Raw genomic sequence first — 14,820 nt, 5'->3', positions numbered from 1 at the left:
AAAGTTGCATAAAAAAATCCGATGACATGGGGTCATCGGATTTTGATCCTTTCAGTGAGATCGTCAAGCGATCTGTCTTAACTGATCGGCATTACCGCTACGCGGGGTTTTTTATTGCCATTATGCCTCGAGTCTGATTAACAGATAACCACTTGAAAGCAATGACATCAATAATGCGCAAAACACGGGTGACAAGCACGATTAAACTTCGTATACTCTGTCCCGCTTCTGGTGATGACGATTGCCTTAAGCCGGCCCCTTAGCTCAGTTGGTTAGAGCACACGACTCATAATCGTTAGGTCCCCAGTTCGAGTCTGGGAGGGGCCACCAATTCTTTCAAAGGCTTAGCTCATTAATTTGGCTAAGCCTTTGTGCTTTCTAGCTATTGCTGATCGGTTGCGGATCGGTTCTTGCTCATTCTGCCTATCTGCTCTCTTCCCTTCCCGTTAAAAAATACCTTACAGTTGTTTTTTCTTCGGCCAACAAATAAGCAATATGGACATACTGGATAAATACGACCTAAAGGATTGGTGGAACACGGCGCTAACGCCTGCACAACGCGCTCAGATAGCCAGAGACTATCAGCCGATGGGTTACCCTTCAGGTACGCCATTTCTCTACTCGCCAATCGGAAAATCCTACGGTGAAACGGGTAAATGCTGCCTACTGGACGCCTTAGCGTGTGTGGCAAAGGATGATGCGAAAGACATCATCTGGAACAAAACCGAGCAAGCGGCAAAAGAGGCTCTTAGTCAGCCAAGGAAGAACTACAAAGACATTCATCTGGCGCTAACGGGCTTAATTAAATACCACTACCGCCTTCGAGAAAATCCAGTGCACTACGACAAAGCAAAAGAGCTTTGTTTGCTGCAAATATCCATAGCCAAGCAAGCTGCCAACGCATTTAGCAAGCCCCCCAAGCCCAAAGGCATCAGCCTGAAAAAACTTGAGGCCATGCTGGGCCATAAGCCTGTAGGCTATGACATCCCGCAAATAATGCCCTCTCATATTGGCTTTAAACAACTTGCTATCATCCTTGAAAAAGAAGGTGATCTTGAGGGGGCACTGAAACTTTCGCAGAAAGCTTTTGAACAAGGATGGTCTGACGATTACGACAAGCGCATCACCAAGCTAATGGCTAAACTCGCCAAGAAAAAATGACCTTTTTTATCGAGTAGGAAAACTCGCGTTAAAGGTGTCCGAAAATACCCTAGCGATGTCAGAAAAAGGTCGGCTGGCGATGTCGGAAAAGCCTAATGATACTGGTTCAGAAATTGGTTGTTTTCGAGGCCCCATGATATGCAAGAATTAACTGCAAACTGATCGGCCGCTGGGGTCTTGGAAAGATGGTGATTTTGGTCGGTTTGTATCGCCAAGCCATTACACGGCCAGTCCGCCCCACTCATGCCGCCATTGTCAGGCTGAGTTTCAGCTTGGCTTAACTGCCGCCAAACCCTTGCCCAACCTTAAACTGACCAAACTAACCAAAGGAACCAATCTGTCTAAAATGACCAAAAAACTATTAATACCAATGTAACCAAGCCCAGCAATAAAAAAGCCGCCATAAGCGGCGGCTGAATAACTGGCTAGAATAGCCGTCTGAAGATCCTTTCATTTTTATCGCCTTTTTCCTTCTGCCAGCGATGCCCTTCACAAAGGCTGTTCCCTGTGTGCTCTTTCAGCACCTTGCTGGCTCGCGCCCGACTAACCCCTTCATTCATCAGGTAGGCAATAATGGCTTGAGTGGTGTTAGTCCCTTGCTCAAGGGCTTCGAGTATCAGCGAAATTTCCTCGGCGTGCTCTTCTAATCTGGACTTCACTCTGCCTTGTTTTTCTGCCTTTTCTGCGTCCCGTTCATCAACCAACTTAATCGAGTCGAGCATGTCGGCATAAGAGCCTCCATCGCGCTTGGTGTAGGTGTAACTCACCTTGTTGACGTTATCGCCACGGGCTTTGAAGTTTTCAAACAGGATAGTTTTAGTCGTAAACTTATGACCTTGGAATGAGTCATCAACCGTATTAACAACGTCTATCGTGTAGGCGCAATCGGCATCATCCACGCTGTCGGTGGTGCCTTGGTGGATCACTTTACCCTCGGCGCTTCGTGCCTTGTTGACATGCCCCAGCGCGATAACGGTTCCACCTTTGCCGACAAATCCCCGCATGGCTTCATTAAATGCTGAGCTGTCGGTTTTGTTCATCAAGTCGCTGAACTTCTTCAACGTATCGAGGATGAGGATCTTACCCGTTGCCTCATCATTCCTTGCCATAGTGTCTAACATGCCTATCAGGTGGGCATTCTTAAAACCGTTGTACCCTGAAGCCAGCATTTTTATCCCGTACTGAGCGCATATCTCCAATTTGGTTGTTAAGCCTCTGAGGGTATCGTCACAGTTCAAATAGTAGATTTGCTCGCCCACAATCCTGTGAGCCTTAACCGAATCAATCAGTAGCTTCAGTGTAAGCAATGTCTTACCGCTGTTCGGTGCTGCAAAAAAAACGGTAATTTGGCCTTCCAGTGCCAGTCTATCCAATACCCAATTATCATTGTTCAACATGGCTTTAATCTCACTTAAATCGGTGATGACATACTGCTCAAGATTAAGCGCCTGCGTCTGAGAACCCGCGACCGGTTGCGGCTTGATGGGCTGAAGTCCACCAAGCTGCCTGCGCCCTTGCGGGTCGGCAAAATCCAGCCCTTTCTTTGGCTTATTCATACGCTCACCTCTGGCATTAAGTAACTGCCATTAACGGCGATAGCGGCTTGCTTTGCGTAGTGCTCACCCGCCCCGCAGGGGTCGTTATCAGCCAGCATAATGATGTTGGCTTGCGGTCTTGAACGCCGGACAATTCGCGCAACCTCCACCAAGCCACCAGCATTAAAGGCACAGATAACTCGGCCTTGTGGCCTGTCCTCGGCTACCGCTGCACAGGTGGCAAAGCCCTCGCCAATGTAAATAGTCGCGGCTGCTTCTATCTGGCTGCAAAGGGGGAACATGCCGCCTTTGATTTGCCCGCCAGTAAGAAAGGTTTTTCTTCCGTCATTAGCGATAAACTGCAAACTGCTGATCCGCGCACCGTTAAACACCGGAATAACCAAGGTGTCCGACTTGAAAGACTGGCGATTAGGTAGCATCACTGGCCTGTTTAGCTGCAAGCAGCCAAACGGCAACACCCCTTTGACTTCTAAGTATTGATTCGCTGCCGTTGCTTCAGTGCAGCAATGGCGGGCTATGTCATAGGCTAACTGTGCAGCCTTCTCGCGGGCTTTCTGCTGCGCCTGCTCGCGTTGTAGCTGTTGCAATGCTGCGCGTTGCTGGTGGCGTTTTACCTGCGCTGAATCCATGCCCTGCCCCATATCAAACCCCACAAGGGGGGCGACCATGCAGGCCGCCTGATAAGGTTTAACGCCAAAGGCATTGCACACCAACGCCAGCCCGTCACCGCTATTTGGCTCACACTGGTTACAAAACCACGTACCGCGCCCGTCTTTGTCATCAAAGCGAAAACGGTCTTTGCCACCACACACAGGGCAAGCCTGGTGTTTGTTGCCATTTACTGAGATACCAAGGCCGTTAAGCACATTGAGCCAGTGGCCGTTAGTGGTAGCAACTAAGGCGGATATTGAATTATTACTCATCGTTAGCGCCCTCCACTGTTTTGATACACAGGTTAATTAATCGGATATGCTCAGTAGTCACGGCCACAAGTTCACTTAGGCTGTACTCAAGATTTATGGTTGTTAAAAGCATCGGTTCCACATCATCAAAAGTTGTGCTACCTTTTGTTTGCTTATCGAAAGTAGCCCCATTTACCTGCCCGGTTTTGGGGTTATTTTTTGTCATTGTCATCGCCCCACCCCGCAAATATCTTAACGGCCTCTGGTGTCATCTTTTCCCAGTCGATGAAATACCGCCTTATGCGATGGTGTGAGATGCCATGCTCATCGGCAACATTGTTTTCATCTCGGTAGCGGTAACGTAACCCAATGCATTCTAAATCCTGCACCCTAGCAGGTAAGGCACATACGCCAATGGCGGCAGCTTCATAGCGGTTAATCGAGCCAAAGCGTTGCATTTGGAAAAAAACTTGTTTGATTTGAATTTCTGTTCTGTTTGCGTGTGTCATATTAAGCCCCCCGACCAGATAAGAAGGCTTGAACATCAGCAACAGGCCACAGCAAGCGGCCAGAAGGCAATTTAATCGGCTTGATACCGTAAAAACTGCCTGTTTTACATAAGCGGGTGCGGATTGTGGATGGTTTGCCGTGTAACGCTTCGGCAAATTGTTCGGTCGTTAAATTGCAATTGTGTAGGTGTAAATTCATGGCTATCTATTCCTATTCAAGAAAACAGGTACAGATTAGCGCCCTAAAAAAAGGATCTCTTAGCGGCGTGATCCTACTTTTTGCTCTCTCTATGCCATCTTTTTATTGAGGGCACACTTGGTGTTTTTTCACTAGGATAGTCGGTACTCCATTTGGCATGGATGTGATCATAAGCCCATTTAGCTGATTTTCCTTCGGCCATTTTTTCTTTGACTAATTTAACAACTCTTTCTTTTTGCTCGTCATTAAATTTATTATTTTTCTCCCTTAACCTCTCGGTTTTCTCATGCCCTCTGTGAATTGCTTTTTCAAACATGGCTAAAAAAACTAATCTTGATTTTGCACTAGCCTTGATTAAAGCCAAAGCTGCACCATGGGCATCTGAATGTTCAACATGATCCCTAGCTTGTATCAGATATTGTATGCCTTCAGCCGCGATATAAAGGTTTGCATTGATTTTTGTTTTAAAATAATTACTTAGTGCGAAATATCGATTGCCATATATTTTAACACGTGACAAATCACTATCGCTCAACATTTCACTAGATAGCATCGCTTCCAATAAAAATTGAGCATCCAAATCATCTTCAATATAACTTTTGATGTAATCGGCTAAAAATTTTATTTCAGATTCAAAGTGGTAATCTAAAGAATATGCTTTACGTTCATACTCTTCTGTTAGCTTCCCCCCTCCTATTTCATCCGCTGAATATTTTCTCGTATGTTTAGATATAAAACTGTCATAAATATCTTTTCTTTTAGCTGTCGAAATTTTGTCTCGTTTAGTTATCAACGCCATATGAGTTACCTAATCAATCGCATTTGACTGCTTGAATTTTTCGGAATATTTATTCCTGCCTGTTCTAAAAACCAGCCTTCTAAACTGACATGCCACTTCCTTAATAGATCTAGTGGCCGTTGCTTATAGTGCTTTTCAGCGGTAGCGCTGGGTTTATGCCCCATAATTTGCGCCACGACACCTACAGGAACCTCCACCCACTCAGAAAGTGTGGAGAAGCTACGCCGCAAGCCGTGGAAGGTTACCCCCTCAATAGCAGCAGCTTTTAACGCTGGTTCAAAACTTTTACGGGGTTCTGTTAACTTGCCAGATTTAGCGGTAGGACTTGAAAAAACCCATTGGTTACGCCGTGGAAGGTTAACAAGTAAAGATTCAACATAGGGTGTCAATGGAATAATACGAAAGCCATCATCTTGACCTTGGCTGGTGGCTTTGTCTCGAATGGTTAAACTCTTCCACTGAAAATCGACATCATCCCATTTAAGACTCATTAACTCATTACGCCGCGCACCAGTTAGTAATAACGTTTGCACATAGGCTGCTATGACAGGGTTTTCAATTTGCCGAACATAGGTAAAGAACGCAGGCAATTGCTCCTTTTGCAAAACATCATGACGGGGCTTTAACTTGGTAACTGTCTTTTTGACGTCTCGCGTTCTCAGGCTATGAACATCCACCAGCCCTAAATATTGCTCCTGCTCAGAACACCAATTTAAGCAAGCAAATAACAAACGATAAGTTTGTGTGGCGACACCGGGACGGGATTGGTTTTCTTTCTCCAGCCAATTTTTAATCTTGGCGGCAGTGAGATCACCAACTTTGACGTCAATTAACGGATTAAGGCATCCAGCCTTGGTAACACGCCCCTTCCCCCTTGCCCAAGGTAAGCCGGGCTGCTGAACAGCTTTTAGATGGTCGTTATAATGTTTATCACCCCAATAACTTTTGTTGGCTGCAAGGTACTCTTCCCACACTTGCCTAAGCGTTACCAATCCCCGCTTTATCTCTTGCTCTTCAGCTACCGCTGCGGCGGCTCTCTCACGTTTTACTTTGGCAGGGCTAACATTCTGACTAGCTGCTACCTGTAGTTTGCCAGCTTCAGCCCTTGCCATATCAATATCGAACGATTCCACTGGGCCAATAACCGTACGCTGAGTTCTTCCGTTCACCCACACTTGAAAAATGTAGGTTTTCTTGCCTGAAGAAAAAGCCCTTATCCCTAACCCCGGCTGCTTTGTGTCCCATAGAAAGGCATCGCGCTTCCCCTCTGGGCATTTAAAATCACTAACACGACCAGCGGTAAAGCTGACTTTATTACTAATAGCTTTGGTGGTGGTAGACTTAACGTTAGCCATCTGAACCCCCTTCGGTTCTTATGGACGCCCTTCTGGTGTTGCCGCATCAGAAGGGCTTTTCATTTTTGCGGATCGGCTGCGGATCGGTTTACAGCCAATATACGCCAAAACAAAACAACACTCCATAGTAAAAGGAAAACGCTCAAACCATTGTTTTAAATGGCCTTAAAAATATTAATCAAAACAAAGCAACGTGATTATTTGACTTCTCATAATCGTTAGGTCCCCAGTTCGAGTCTGGGAGGGGCCACCACTTTTTCGAAGGCTTAGCTAACTCAATTTAGCTAAGCCTTTGTTGTTTCTGGGATATAGCCTTTATCACTATCCTTTCCCCTCTCTTCCCATCGATAAATGCCTTATAGTTGACTACTCGTCACCAACTGTAAAACCGAATATGGATATTCTCGATAAGTACGAACTAAAAGAGTGGTGGAACACAGCACTAACGCCTGCTCAACGTGACCAAATCTCACGCGACTATCAGCCAATGGGTTACCCGTCTGGCGAGCGTTATCTCTATGCAAAGCTGGTAGGCAAATCGTATTGTGAAACAGATAAGTGCTGTTTTCTGGATGTGTTGGCGTGTGTAGCTAAAGATGATGCTAAAAACATCATTAGGGACAAAACCGAGCAAGCAGTTAAAGAGGCTCTTAGCCAGCCAAGGAAAAATTACAAAGGCATTCATTTAGCACTAACAGTGCTTAATTAAACATCACTACCGCCTTCGACAGAATCCAGCGCACTACAACAAAGCAAAAGAGCTTTGTTTGCTACAAATATCCATTTCACGCCAAGCTGCGAGTGCTTTCAAAAAGCCGCCTAAACCACATGGCATGAACATGAAGAAATTTGAGGAACTGTTAGGCCATACACCTGTTGGCTCCGTTACACTGTAGCCCTGCTTCGTTACTAGCTACGCAGCTTCTAATTTGAACTCTGTACTGAATGTCGGTCTTGTGTTCTTCATTTCTACCACCTTTTTCCGGAAGTGAGTCTATCACTTCGTCTATTCAGGTGGCCAAATTCACTATGCCACTATATAGCTTTGGCTGACAGGCTTGGAAATGTGGCTGAAGCATCCCGGCTTAGTGGTGTCTCCCGCGATACGATTTACCGCCATCGTAAACTGATAAAACAAGGTGGAATCGAATCGTTAAAACGACAGGAAACGCCAGATCTTCATCACAAAAATCGTACCGACAGAGCCATTGAGGAAGTCGTAATCGAATTTTCCCTGGCTAACCCACACATGGGACAATCCAAGGTATCACGGCTGCTCAAATCCGAAAGAAACATCGACATACACGCTAGCGGCGTTCGCAACATCTGGCTGAGGGAAAACATGAATACTACTGAGTTACGGCTGGCAAAGCTTGCCGAAGCGCGGCAACATTGATAGTGTGATTACGTCAAAATCGCTTGGTACTTATACCGTCAGTATCCCTTGGTAATCACACTAATACACCTAAGCTATGTCTATCACTGCGCGACAAAGATCAATTTACTGGTATCAAAACCGCGTTCGGCCGACATCTGAATAAATTTGTCCATTACCTCAGGTTCAACAACCGCCGTTCGCGACAGCAACCACAGGTAATCGGTATCTGGCCCGGAAACGAAGGCATAACTGTAGTTTTCTCTATCCAATTCAAAGACCACATAAGAGCCGTAAAAGGGACCGAAAAATGAAACTTTCAGATAAGCGTCGGTATCACTGTTAACAAAGTACGCCTTGCCTTCAGCCTCTTTCCACTCGCCGTCAGCCTCTGAGTAGCCCCGGTTGAGCACAGAAACGCCACCATCACTTCTCATCTTGTACTCGGCCGTAACCTGCGTGAGGCCTCGCTCAAATGAATGGTCGAGGCGAGCTACCTCATACCACTTGCCCAAATAGTTGTTCAGTTCAAACCCTGATACAGGTTTGACCGAATCTGGCATACCCAAGCAACCACTGAGCAAAGCCGCAAACACAACCAATAAAACTCTTCTCATAATGCCTTCCATTTACTCATAGTTCTGTCAGCTTTAATCATTCAACTCCTGCGTACTCAGAAAGAAATCAACTTCACAGGGTGCCATAGAATGATCATAGTAAGGTTGAATGATGACTCCATCTGCGGTGAGTCGCCATTTCACCATCGCCCAGTTGTCCCGGGATTCGAAGTACTCACATTCAGCTTGTAGCTCATTGTTATTCGCATATTTCTCTTTCAACAACGAGTAATAGTCCAACTTGGGGAAGCGTTCCGTTAGGTCATGCAACTGCGCCAGTTTGCTGAGATCAAAATTCAACATCTGCTCACCATACTCAGGATGCGGCCCACCACAAGAAATCTGGTACTGAATAACGACACTAAAATACTCATCAGAGACCAGGCTTATTTGAGGTTCGTATGATGCCTCTTCACATTGCAGAAAATTCGAGACGTAATCCCGGTGCAATTTTGCCAGCAGCGGATTTAAAAATGCTTGCTGGGCTTGAGTAAACCCTTTGCCGAGCCGGTAAAAAGCAAAGTTGCTGTGATCTTCTTTGATTAGCTCAATGGTTTGCTTAGCAAACTGTTTTTCCCCGACCAGGGTAAACTTCATATGCTCAGCCCGATAATCGGCAAGGCTTTGCTCAACCGGCGTCAGATGCACAGGCAAAACCCTTTGTTTATTCTGCCAGGTGCCTTGCAGGTTTCCCCCTACCAAGCGAAGCTCGAACAGTTCCAGCTTCTGCTCTTTCGAACTGTAACGCTGATAAAAGGTATACCCCTCCCGCTCCAGAGGGATCTCCTTCAAGTAACGGGTATACATATAAGTGCTCACGGCATCATCCTGGATGCTAAGCATAATGGAATACTTGCCCAAGGTGCCTTTGTAGGTTTGCGCCTGTATCGGCATGACCAAGCCAAAGCAAACGACAATCCCGATGATGACTCTTTTAAGCATTAATAATTTACCTAATCCAAAGCTGTTAAATTAAATTCAGGAGAGCCGTTTCCCTCTGTAGTGCAAACGAGGAAGCCGGTTGCAAGCTCATGGTAAGCGCATACTAACAGGCACCAAAAACCAATAAGCATCCATGCCGCAGCTTATTAGGCTGTTTGAATATAGATCAAGTTGGAGTGTCTACTTCATCCCAATCACTATTCTCAAAGCCGATTAGCCAATTGAGGGCATAATGGCGCTCAAGCACAACTCCTCGGTCGATATCTGGGGAAATATCTGCCCCGTCAATGCTGGCCTGACGGCATAACCAATGAAGCCGATAATGCAGGTCCAAACAGTCCAGCACTTCATCGACCACCCGTAACTCAACCCTGTCTTCCCAGGAGCGGGAATCGAGCATCAGCCTGGCAATTTCAGGCACGTCACAAATGGAATCTGGAAATGGCAGTTCAGGCAAAATACCCAATACCCATAGCAATAGCGCCGCAGCCTCATATCGCCAAACAAACTGCACTACCAGGCTTTCATCAGGGTTATCATCAAGGTGTTCAGCCTTTAAAAACGCCTCTTCTGCGGGACTTAGAGCCACAAAGCCACTTGGAATACGTTCCTTCAGCGTCTCTATATCGAGCGGGTCTCCCGTTGCGATAGACTCAGCTCGGACGGCGACAACAAATAGTGACATTGCACGAAGGACAATCTCGCTAACAGGCCTAAGGCTTATTTCATGCTCACAAGGTATAGGAGGAGTTGGAGGAACATTTAAATGCCTTGCTTTAAGCAGAGCTTCTGTTTGATGCTTGCGGCTATAGCTTGCGTCCAGGAATGGAATGAATGCCGAGTCATCGGCCTGACGTCCATCAGGGTAAAATAGGACATGGCCGTTTGGATCTCGGACAGTTCCATCAGGGAGGAATAAGATCGAATTGGACTCCAATGCCCACCTAGACAAATCGTCCAAATGAGCCTCTTCCAGATCGAAGCTAAACTGATGATTTACCCTCTGTATATGACGCAGAAGATGATATTTTATTTTAGTCATCTCACTACCTCCTCTTTCGAGGATATAGCTGTGAAACCCGTTAAGGTGGTTTGTCAATTCTGGGTCACTTAAACCACGCCTGTTATTCAACACATGTGGAAAAGAGATATCTATAGGATTAAGGTGCGTGGAATACGCGTTTACTAAAATACTCATTTAAACTCCATTTCAATCTAAGTCATTACCGGGTGCAACCAGTCACCATATGAAAATATCGCCTAAAGTTTCGGAGAGATTATCACTCCAGGCTTGCTTAATATAACCCTATAAATTTAAAACAATTTTTCAAGTGACAATTATGCCTGAGTCAATCTTGATTCTTTATTTTTGATTAGCGCAGTCAAATGCATGACTAAAAAGCCACCGGCCATATTGTATACATCCAAAATAATCTCAGCCTTGATTTAACTCTGATGTCATTCGAACCTTATTGGGTTTCCAAGCATAAAATCCACCTCTTACAATCCACTCTACCTCCATGCAGAAGTTGAAATCCAGAGGAAGTTAAACCCAAATGACGCTGCCGACCTTATAGAAAAGTTATTCGCCAGCAGCATAAGCTGCATTTCCACATAATCGAAAGGGCTGATACCTTCACCATGAGCGCAAGGCTGTTTTGTCGACATGTCGTTTTTTAGAAATTAATCCATCTCATTTAATTCATAACTCTTACTAACAACTAACACCAGAAAAGCCAAAACACTCACCCAAAAGCCAATAAACCCAAAAGTTTCATTACTGTTAACCAGTGGATACCAACTTGCTCGATTCTAAGGCTGCCCTACATTAGATAGGACAAACCAGAGTTGAACGCCTCGCCAATTAAGCGCATTCTAATATTGGTGTTTTTTTCGAACTAATCCATATAAGAAGCTACCGCAACCGCGCCAAAATAAAGCTCCAACATAAAGTATAAAAGCATCAATTTTGAGCGCCCTTTCTTTAATAGCATTATGAGCATCAGCAAGGTGACTATGATGTATGCAACGGCAACTAACATTCTATCCCTGTATGTCTGTAAAAATTGATAACAAACTATCTTAACGTCTACTCTACTTTCCCAATAAACAATTTCAATTCCCTTAAGTTCATAACCTTGTCAATAGTAGCTGCCTAAGTTGTTAATACACATAATATCAGAGCTTACTGTATGGCTTGGTTAAACTCGGTTACTACCCCGAGCAGGAATATGCTAACTTCTAATTAATAATCAAGAATCAGACCACTAAAGCATGCCACTCCATCAACATAACCAGTATATTGCGAGATTAATCGTAAACCTTAACTAGCCAAAAAATGAACATCAGCGTGCCTTTAGTAGTAATTTCTGAGTCTCCAGTTATTTGGCAAAGAAGAGCTCCATCTTGATCGATTTCTATATGTTTTTTGCCTCGATAGTCAGGCTTAGCAAGTTACCACCTTTGGCTTCAACATAACCACCATCCAGGTAGTAGCAGAACAATTCTGATTCGCGCATTAGATCAATAAAAACTGGATTACCATTATCAGTTCCGATAGTAATGCAAGAGCTGCACTGCTCAATGGTTAAAGGAGAGCTGCCGGAAACTTCTAATTGAGTTTTGATGAAAGCATAAAGCTGGTTAAAGGTGTTGACAGTGTTTTTATCTATCGTGACTTCATCAGCAAGCTCACTCTCCGGGAACAAATAGAATTCACTCCCTCTGTAATAGACCACTTCAGCTGTATCAATACTACTGAGCCATTCCGTATAATAACTTGGCAATATCACAAGCACTCCCTATAAAAATAACAGTTACACAATTCTAGCAAACGGTTGTACCGAACAAATACCTTAAAGCAATTAGCGAACAGGGGTATTAGGCAAAGTTAAAACAGTGTTTTTTAAAAAAGAATACCACAGTCACTTTTCATGTATTTAACCTGCTTTCTGGCGAAACTTGATCATTTACCAATTCAACAAGAGACTTGGCAACAAATTTGGCCTCATCCCAACCTAAGTCGCCACAATTAGCGATGTAATAGCCAGAAATTCTTTCCTGTTCAATTTTTGCCACGCAAATATTACCATTCCCATCCATGCAAACAGGTATTGATTTAGGCATATACTTCTTTAACTCGTATATATCCTCACCTAGTATTTCTATGATTGAGAAAAATTGCAGCTCTTTAAAACCAAAAAAGATGTCCGCCCCATTACTTTTCTGCCACCAATCATAAAATTCACATGGTAAGCTAACACCAAAAGCCTCTTCAAGCTCTCTAATCGATTCTCTACTTACGCCAGGTGGTTTGTTTACGTATTCCATACCTTCCTCTATGCATAATACCGACAACAGCCAATCGTAACGAGCTTCAGCCCAGAATGGGCAATAATAATTAGCCTATTATTTTTTACATATTTCATCAATTTATTCCAGAACCAAGCCTAGGGAAGAGTTTTGTTCATTTTGTTTGAGTTTTCCTGCCAATTCTTTCTGAAGCTTTAGCCGCTCATCTTTTTTACAACGCAAATGCCAGACATCAGCCTTTAATGGTGCCCCTATTATTTTTGACTCTAGCAAGTTTGAAAGCTTAAAATTCCGGAGCAGAATCAGCGCGCCTATTTGTGAAATACTGAAATCTACCATTTGGCCTCTTTAACAAAAATCAAGCTCCCTATTATAGAACAACAAGTTAATCTTCTTTCGGTCTGCATCCAAGCACCGCTAGGTAACTTAAGCACACTGAGATAAAAAGAACCTGGCATTGCAGATGTTTGATTAGACTTAACCTATTTAAGCATAACCGGAGCCTAACTACCACGTTATTAATGCTGAGAACCAACGTTTTTTCTTTTTACTAGCCTATGTATATAGGTTTACTTTGCCTATGTATACCTAGCTCGTAAAAGCTCCCCCCAACAAAACAGGATTCTTGTGACTCAATATAGCTTTTAACATTTTCAATTTTTAAATAACCAAAATCACTAGATTGAATCTCAGCTCTCCACCACCTACCAGATTTTGTATAGTGTGGTTCTTCAATTAGATAATTGGCCCAGACAGAACCACAAATTTTGCACGTCTGTAACCTAGCTTGTCCTTGGTTGTTTTTACCCAATTCAATTATCTCATAATCTAAATAGCTAAATGGTGGAGTTTTGCACTTACATTGAAACATTAGGCTTTCCTATAAGCATCAGGGCGGGATCCCACTTTAAATTGAACTTTTACGGTTGGTCATGATCTGATCTGCCTTGCCCTTAATCCACAGATGACCATGACCCTTTTGAAACAACTAGAACAGATTACCGATCCCCGTAAGGACATCAATCTAAAGCATAATTTAGTGGATGTGGTGTTCCTGACACTCAGTGCTATCCTCAGCGGTGCGACTGGGTGGAAGTCCATTCAGGAATTCGGAGAAGAACAGCTAGATTGGCTCCGTCTGTACCGAAAATTTGAAAATGGCATCCCTAAAAGGCATTGTATCAGTAATATAATCAAAGCATTGGACAGCGAACTGCTCCTTCAAGCCATATTTGGCTGGATCAATGAGCAACGGCAAACGGAAGGGAAAACCGTTATCGCGCTGGATGGAAAAACCCTGCGCGGGGCGTGGAGTGAGGATGCTAAGAATGCACTCCATGTTGTCAGCGCATTTGATGTCGGCAACGGCATTACACTTTACCAAGACAGTTCACATTCTAAAGGGAAAGAAGCTGAAGTCGCCCGCAACATGATTGATGCTATGGCACTGGATAATGCCGTTCTGACGCTGGATGCACTGCATTGTCAGGTGTCTACCATGAACAAAATTAAACAGGGGAACGGTGATTTCATTATTCAGCTCAAGTCGAACCAGCCGGGATTATTTGAAGCAGTCAAAACCAGCTTCAGTAAAGCGTATGAGCAGCCAGAACTGGCTATATTTGAGCAGTTCAACATGGGTCATGGCCGCAGGGAGCGCCGAACAGTCATGCAGATAGAAGCAGAATTATCAGCGGAACTTAAGAAAAAGTGGCCGCACATCACCTCATTTATCGAAGTTGCCAGTGAACGGACAGTCGATGGAATAACATCATGTTCTTCACGCTGGTATGTCAGTTCCTTACCGCTCAATGCCGAAGAGGCCGCGAGGACTATTCGAGAGCATTGGGGGGTAGAAAATCAGCTCCATTGGGTGCTGGATGTGGTCTTCCGCGAAGATGCGCTGAAGGTAACGGATCCTGATGGCGCAAAGCATCTCGCCCTATTTAACCGAGCGGCTCTGAGTGCGATAAGGCAGCACCAAGGCAAAAAAGACAGTCTGGCAGGTAAGCGCCGCCGTGCTGGTTGGAGTCCTACATTTCGCTCAGAGTTGTTATTTGGTTAAGATATAAGCAAAGTGGAATCCCGCCCTG

The 14,820-nt window shown here is 44.5% G+C and carries 16 protein-coding genes, 1 tRNA gene and 1 pseudogene; 5 read left to right on the top strand and 13 right to left on the bottom strand.

Going from position 1 to position 14,820, the window contains the following annotated elements:
* Positions 1 to 253: 253 nt before the first annotated feature.
* A tRNA-Ile gene (locus ACMHXI_RS13970) sits at positions 254 to 330 on the top strand.
* 165 nt (positions 331 to 495) lie between these two features.
* Positions 496 to 1,161: a hypothetical protein gene (locus tag ACMHXI_RS13965; protein WP_208184968.1), complete on the top strand. Its 666-nt coding sequence runs from the start codon at positions 496 to 498 to the stop codon at positions 1,159 to 1,161.
* Between the two features lie 425 nt (positions 1,162 to 1,586).
* Here ACMHXI_RS13965 and ACMHXI_RS13960 read toward each other — a convergent pair whose 3' ends face one another.
* From ACMHXI_RS13960 to ACMHXI_RS13935, 6 genes are all read right to left on the bottom strand, one after another.
* On the bottom strand, positions 1,587 to 2,717 hold the full coding sequence (locus ACMHXI_RS13960) for an AAA family ATPase (protein ID WP_208184969.1): 1,131 nt from the start codon (positions 2,715 to 2,717) through the stop codon (positions 1,587 to 1,589).
* Positions 2,714 to 3,640: a primase-helicase zinc-binding domain-containing protein gene (locus tag ACMHXI_RS13955; RefSeq protein ID WP_208184970.1), complete on the bottom strand. Its 927-nt coding sequence runs from the start codon at positions 3,638 to 3,640 to the stop codon at positions 2,714 to 2,716. Before ACMHXI_RS13955 ends, ACMHXI_RS13960 begins: the two co-directional genes overlap by 4 nt.
* The gene (locus tag ACMHXI_RS13950; RefSeq protein ID WP_413735240.1) at positions 3,633 to 3,851 is read right to left on the bottom strand and encodes a hypothetical protein; all 219 of its coding nucleotides are present in this window, start codon (positions 3,849 to 3,851) and stop codon (positions 3,633 to 3,635) included. The genes ACMHXI_RS13955 and ACMHXI_RS13950 overlap by 8 nt, the downstream gene beginning before the upstream one ends.
* Positions 3,832 to 4,284 carry a helix-turn-helix domain-containing protein gene (locus ACMHXI_RS13945; protein WP_243891935.1) on the bottom strand — a complete coding sequence of 151 codons (453 nt, stop codon included), beginning with the start codon at positions 4,282 to 4,284 and terminating at the stop codon, positions 3,832 to 3,834. Before ACMHXI_RS13945 ends, ACMHXI_RS13950 begins: the two co-directional genes overlap by 20 nt.
* Positions 4,285 to 4,400: 116 nt before the next feature.
* Entirely contained in the window at positions 4,401 to 5,126 is a 726-nt protein-coding gene (locus tag ACMHXI_RS13940) for a hypothetical protein (RefSeq protein ID WP_208184974.1), read from the bottom strand.
* 5 nt (positions 5,127 to 5,131) lie between these two features.
* Entirely contained in the window at positions 5,132 to 6,481 is a 1,350-nt protein-coding gene (locus ACMHXI_RS13935) for a tyrosine-type recombinase/integrase (protein ID WP_413735237.1), read from the bottom strand.
* Positions 6,482 to 6,875: 394 nt separating this feature from the next.
* Between ACMHXI_RS13935 and ACMHXI_RS13930 the strand changes: the two genes are divergently transcribed.
* Entirely contained in the window at positions 6,876 to 7,190 is a 315-nt protein-coding gene (locus ACMHXI_RS13930; protein ID WP_413735235.1) for a hypothetical protein, read from the top strand.
* Positions 7,191 to 7,331: 141 nt separating this feature from the next.
* On the opposite strand, the pseudogene ACMHXI_RS13925 reads toward ACMHXI_RS13930, so the two are convergent.
* Positions 7,332 to 7,448: pseudogene (locus ACMHXI_RS13925) on the bottom strand (transposase); the annotation flags it as partial.
* A gap of 21 nt (positions 7,449 to 7,469) precedes the next feature.
* On the opposite strand from ACMHXI_RS13925, the gene ACMHXI_RS13920 reads away from it, so the two are divergent.
* Positions 7,470 to 7,877, top strand: a complete 408-nt coding sequence (locus ACMHXI_RS13920; protein ID WP_413735233.1) for a helix-turn-helix domain-containing protein — start codon at positions 7,470 to 7,472, stop codon at positions 7,875 to 7,877.
* An 83-nt stretch (positions 7,878 to 7,960) separates the two neighbouring features.
* Here ACMHXI_RS13920 and ACMHXI_RS13915 read toward each other — a convergent pair whose 3' ends face one another.
* The 6 genes from ACMHXI_RS13915 to ACMHXI_RS13890 form a co-directional block, all read right to left on the bottom strand.
* The gene (locus ACMHXI_RS13915) at positions 7,961 to 8,473 is read right to left on the bottom strand and encodes a lipocalin family protein (RefSeq protein WP_028780670.1); all 513 of its coding nucleotides are present in this window, start codon (positions 8,471 to 8,473) and stop codon (positions 7,961 to 7,963) included.
* A gap of 33 nt (positions 8,474 to 8,506) precedes the next feature.
* Positions 8,507 to 9,415, bottom strand: coding sequence for a hypothetical protein (locus ACMHXI_RS13910; RefSeq protein WP_413735231.1), 909 nt, complete (start codon positions 9,413 to 9,415; stop codon positions 8,507 to 8,509).
* 166 nt (positions 9,416 to 9,581) lie between these two features.
* On the bottom strand, positions 9,582 to 10,613 hold the full coding sequence (locus tag ACMHXI_RS13905; protein WP_208136683.1) for a DUF4272 domain-containing protein: 1,032 nt from the start codon (positions 10,611 to 10,613) through the stop codon (positions 9,582 to 9,584).
* Positions 10,614 to 11,832: 1,219 nt separating this feature from the next.
* Entirely contained in the window at positions 11,833 to 12,207 is a 375-nt protein-coding gene (locus ACMHXI_RS13900) for a hypothetical protein (protein ID WP_028780673.1), read from the bottom strand.
* A gap of 139 nt (positions 12,208 to 12,346) precedes the next feature.
* Positions 12,347 to 12,745 carry an SMI1/KNR4 family protein gene (locus ACMHXI_RS13895; RefSeq protein ID WP_413735228.1) on the bottom strand — a complete coding sequence of 133 codons (399 nt, stop codon included), beginning with the start codon at positions 12,743 to 12,745 and terminating at the stop codon, positions 12,347 to 12,349.
* Positions 12,746 to 12,847: 102 nt separating this feature from the next.
* On the bottom strand, positions 12,848 to 13,066 hold the full coding sequence (locus ACMHXI_RS13890) for a hypothetical protein (protein ID WP_071238070.1): 219 nt from the start codon (positions 13,064 to 13,066) through the stop codon (positions 12,848 to 12,850).
* A 631-nt stretch (positions 13,067 to 13,697) separates the two neighbouring features.
* On the opposite strand from ACMHXI_RS13890, the gene ACMHXI_RS13885 reads away from it, so the two are divergent.
* Positions 13,698 to 14,792 carry an ISAs1 family transposase gene (locus ACMHXI_RS13885; protein ID WP_109248997.1) on the top strand — a complete coding sequence of 365 codons (1,095 nt, stop codon included), beginning with the start codon at positions 13,698 to 13,700 and terminating at the stop codon, positions 14,790 to 14,792.
* Positions 14,793 to 14,820: the final 28 nt, after the last annotated feature.

Origin of the sequence: Shewanella sp. BJSY2023SW005 (assembly GCF_047314585.1) — a bacterium.
Classification (GTDB): Bacteria; Pseudomonadota; Gammaproteobacteria; order Enterobacterales; family Shewanellaceae; genus Shewanella; species Shewanella algae.
The sequence above is the reverse complement of the archived record's forward strand: the minus strand, read 5'-3'. Positions and strand labels throughout refer to the sequence as shown.

Excerpts from the sequence above, each read along its gene's own strand:
- ACMHXI_RS13965 (WP_208184968.1), top strand. The coding sequence starts at position 496 with ATGGACATACTGGATAAATACGACCTAAAGGATTGGTGGAACACGGCG.
- ACMHXI_RS13960 (WP_208184969.1), bottom strand. The coding sequence starts at position 2,717 with ATGAATAAGCCAAAGAAAGGGCTGGATTTTGCCGACCCGCAAGGGCGC.
- ACMHXI_RS13955 (WP_208184970.1), bottom strand. The coding sequence starts at position 3,640 with ATGAGTAATAATTCAATATCCGCCTTAGTTGCTACCACTAACGGCCAC.
- ACMHXI_RS13950 (WP_413735240.1), bottom strand. The coding sequence starts at position 3,851 with ATGACAATGACAAAAAATAACCCCAAAACCGGGCAGGTAAATGGGGCT.
- ACMHXI_RS13940 (WP_208184974.1), bottom strand. The coding sequence starts at position 5,126 with ATGGCGTTGATAACTAAACGAGACAAAATTTCGACAGCTAAAAGAAAA.
- ACMHXI_RS13935 (WP_413735237.1), bottom strand. The coding sequence starts at position 6,481 with ATGGCTAACGTTAAGTCTACCACCACCAAAGCTATTAGTAATAAAGTC.
- ACMHXI_RS13930 (WP_413735235.1), top strand. The coding sequence starts at position 6,876 with ATGGATATTCTCGATAAGTACGAACTAAAAGAGTGGTGGAACACAGCA.
- ACMHXI_RS13915 (WP_028780670.1), bottom strand. The coding sequence starts at position 8,473 with ATGAGAAGAGTTTTATTGGTTGTGTTTGCGGCTTTGCTCAGTGGTTGC.
- ACMHXI_RS13910 (WP_413735231.1), bottom strand. The coding sequence starts at position 9,415 with ATGCTTAAAAGAGTCATCATCGGGATTGTCGTTTGCTTTGGCTTGGTC.
- ACMHXI_RS13905 (WP_208136683.1), bottom strand. The coding sequence starts at position 10,613 with ATGAGTATTTTAGTAAACGCGTATTCCACGCACCTTAATCCTATAGAT.
- ACMHXI_RS13895 (WP_413735228.1), bottom strand. The coding sequence starts at position 12,745 with ATGGAATACGTAAACAAACCACCTGGCGTAAGTAGAGAATCGATTAGA.
- ACMHXI_RS13890 (WP_071238070.1), bottom strand. The coding sequence starts at position 13,066 with ATGGTAGATTTCAGTATTTCACAAATAGGCGCGCTGATTCTGCTCCGG.
- ACMHXI_RS13885 (WP_109248997.1), top strand. The coding sequence starts at position 13,698 with ATGACCCTTTTGAAACAACTAGAACAGATTACCGATCCCCGTAAGGAC.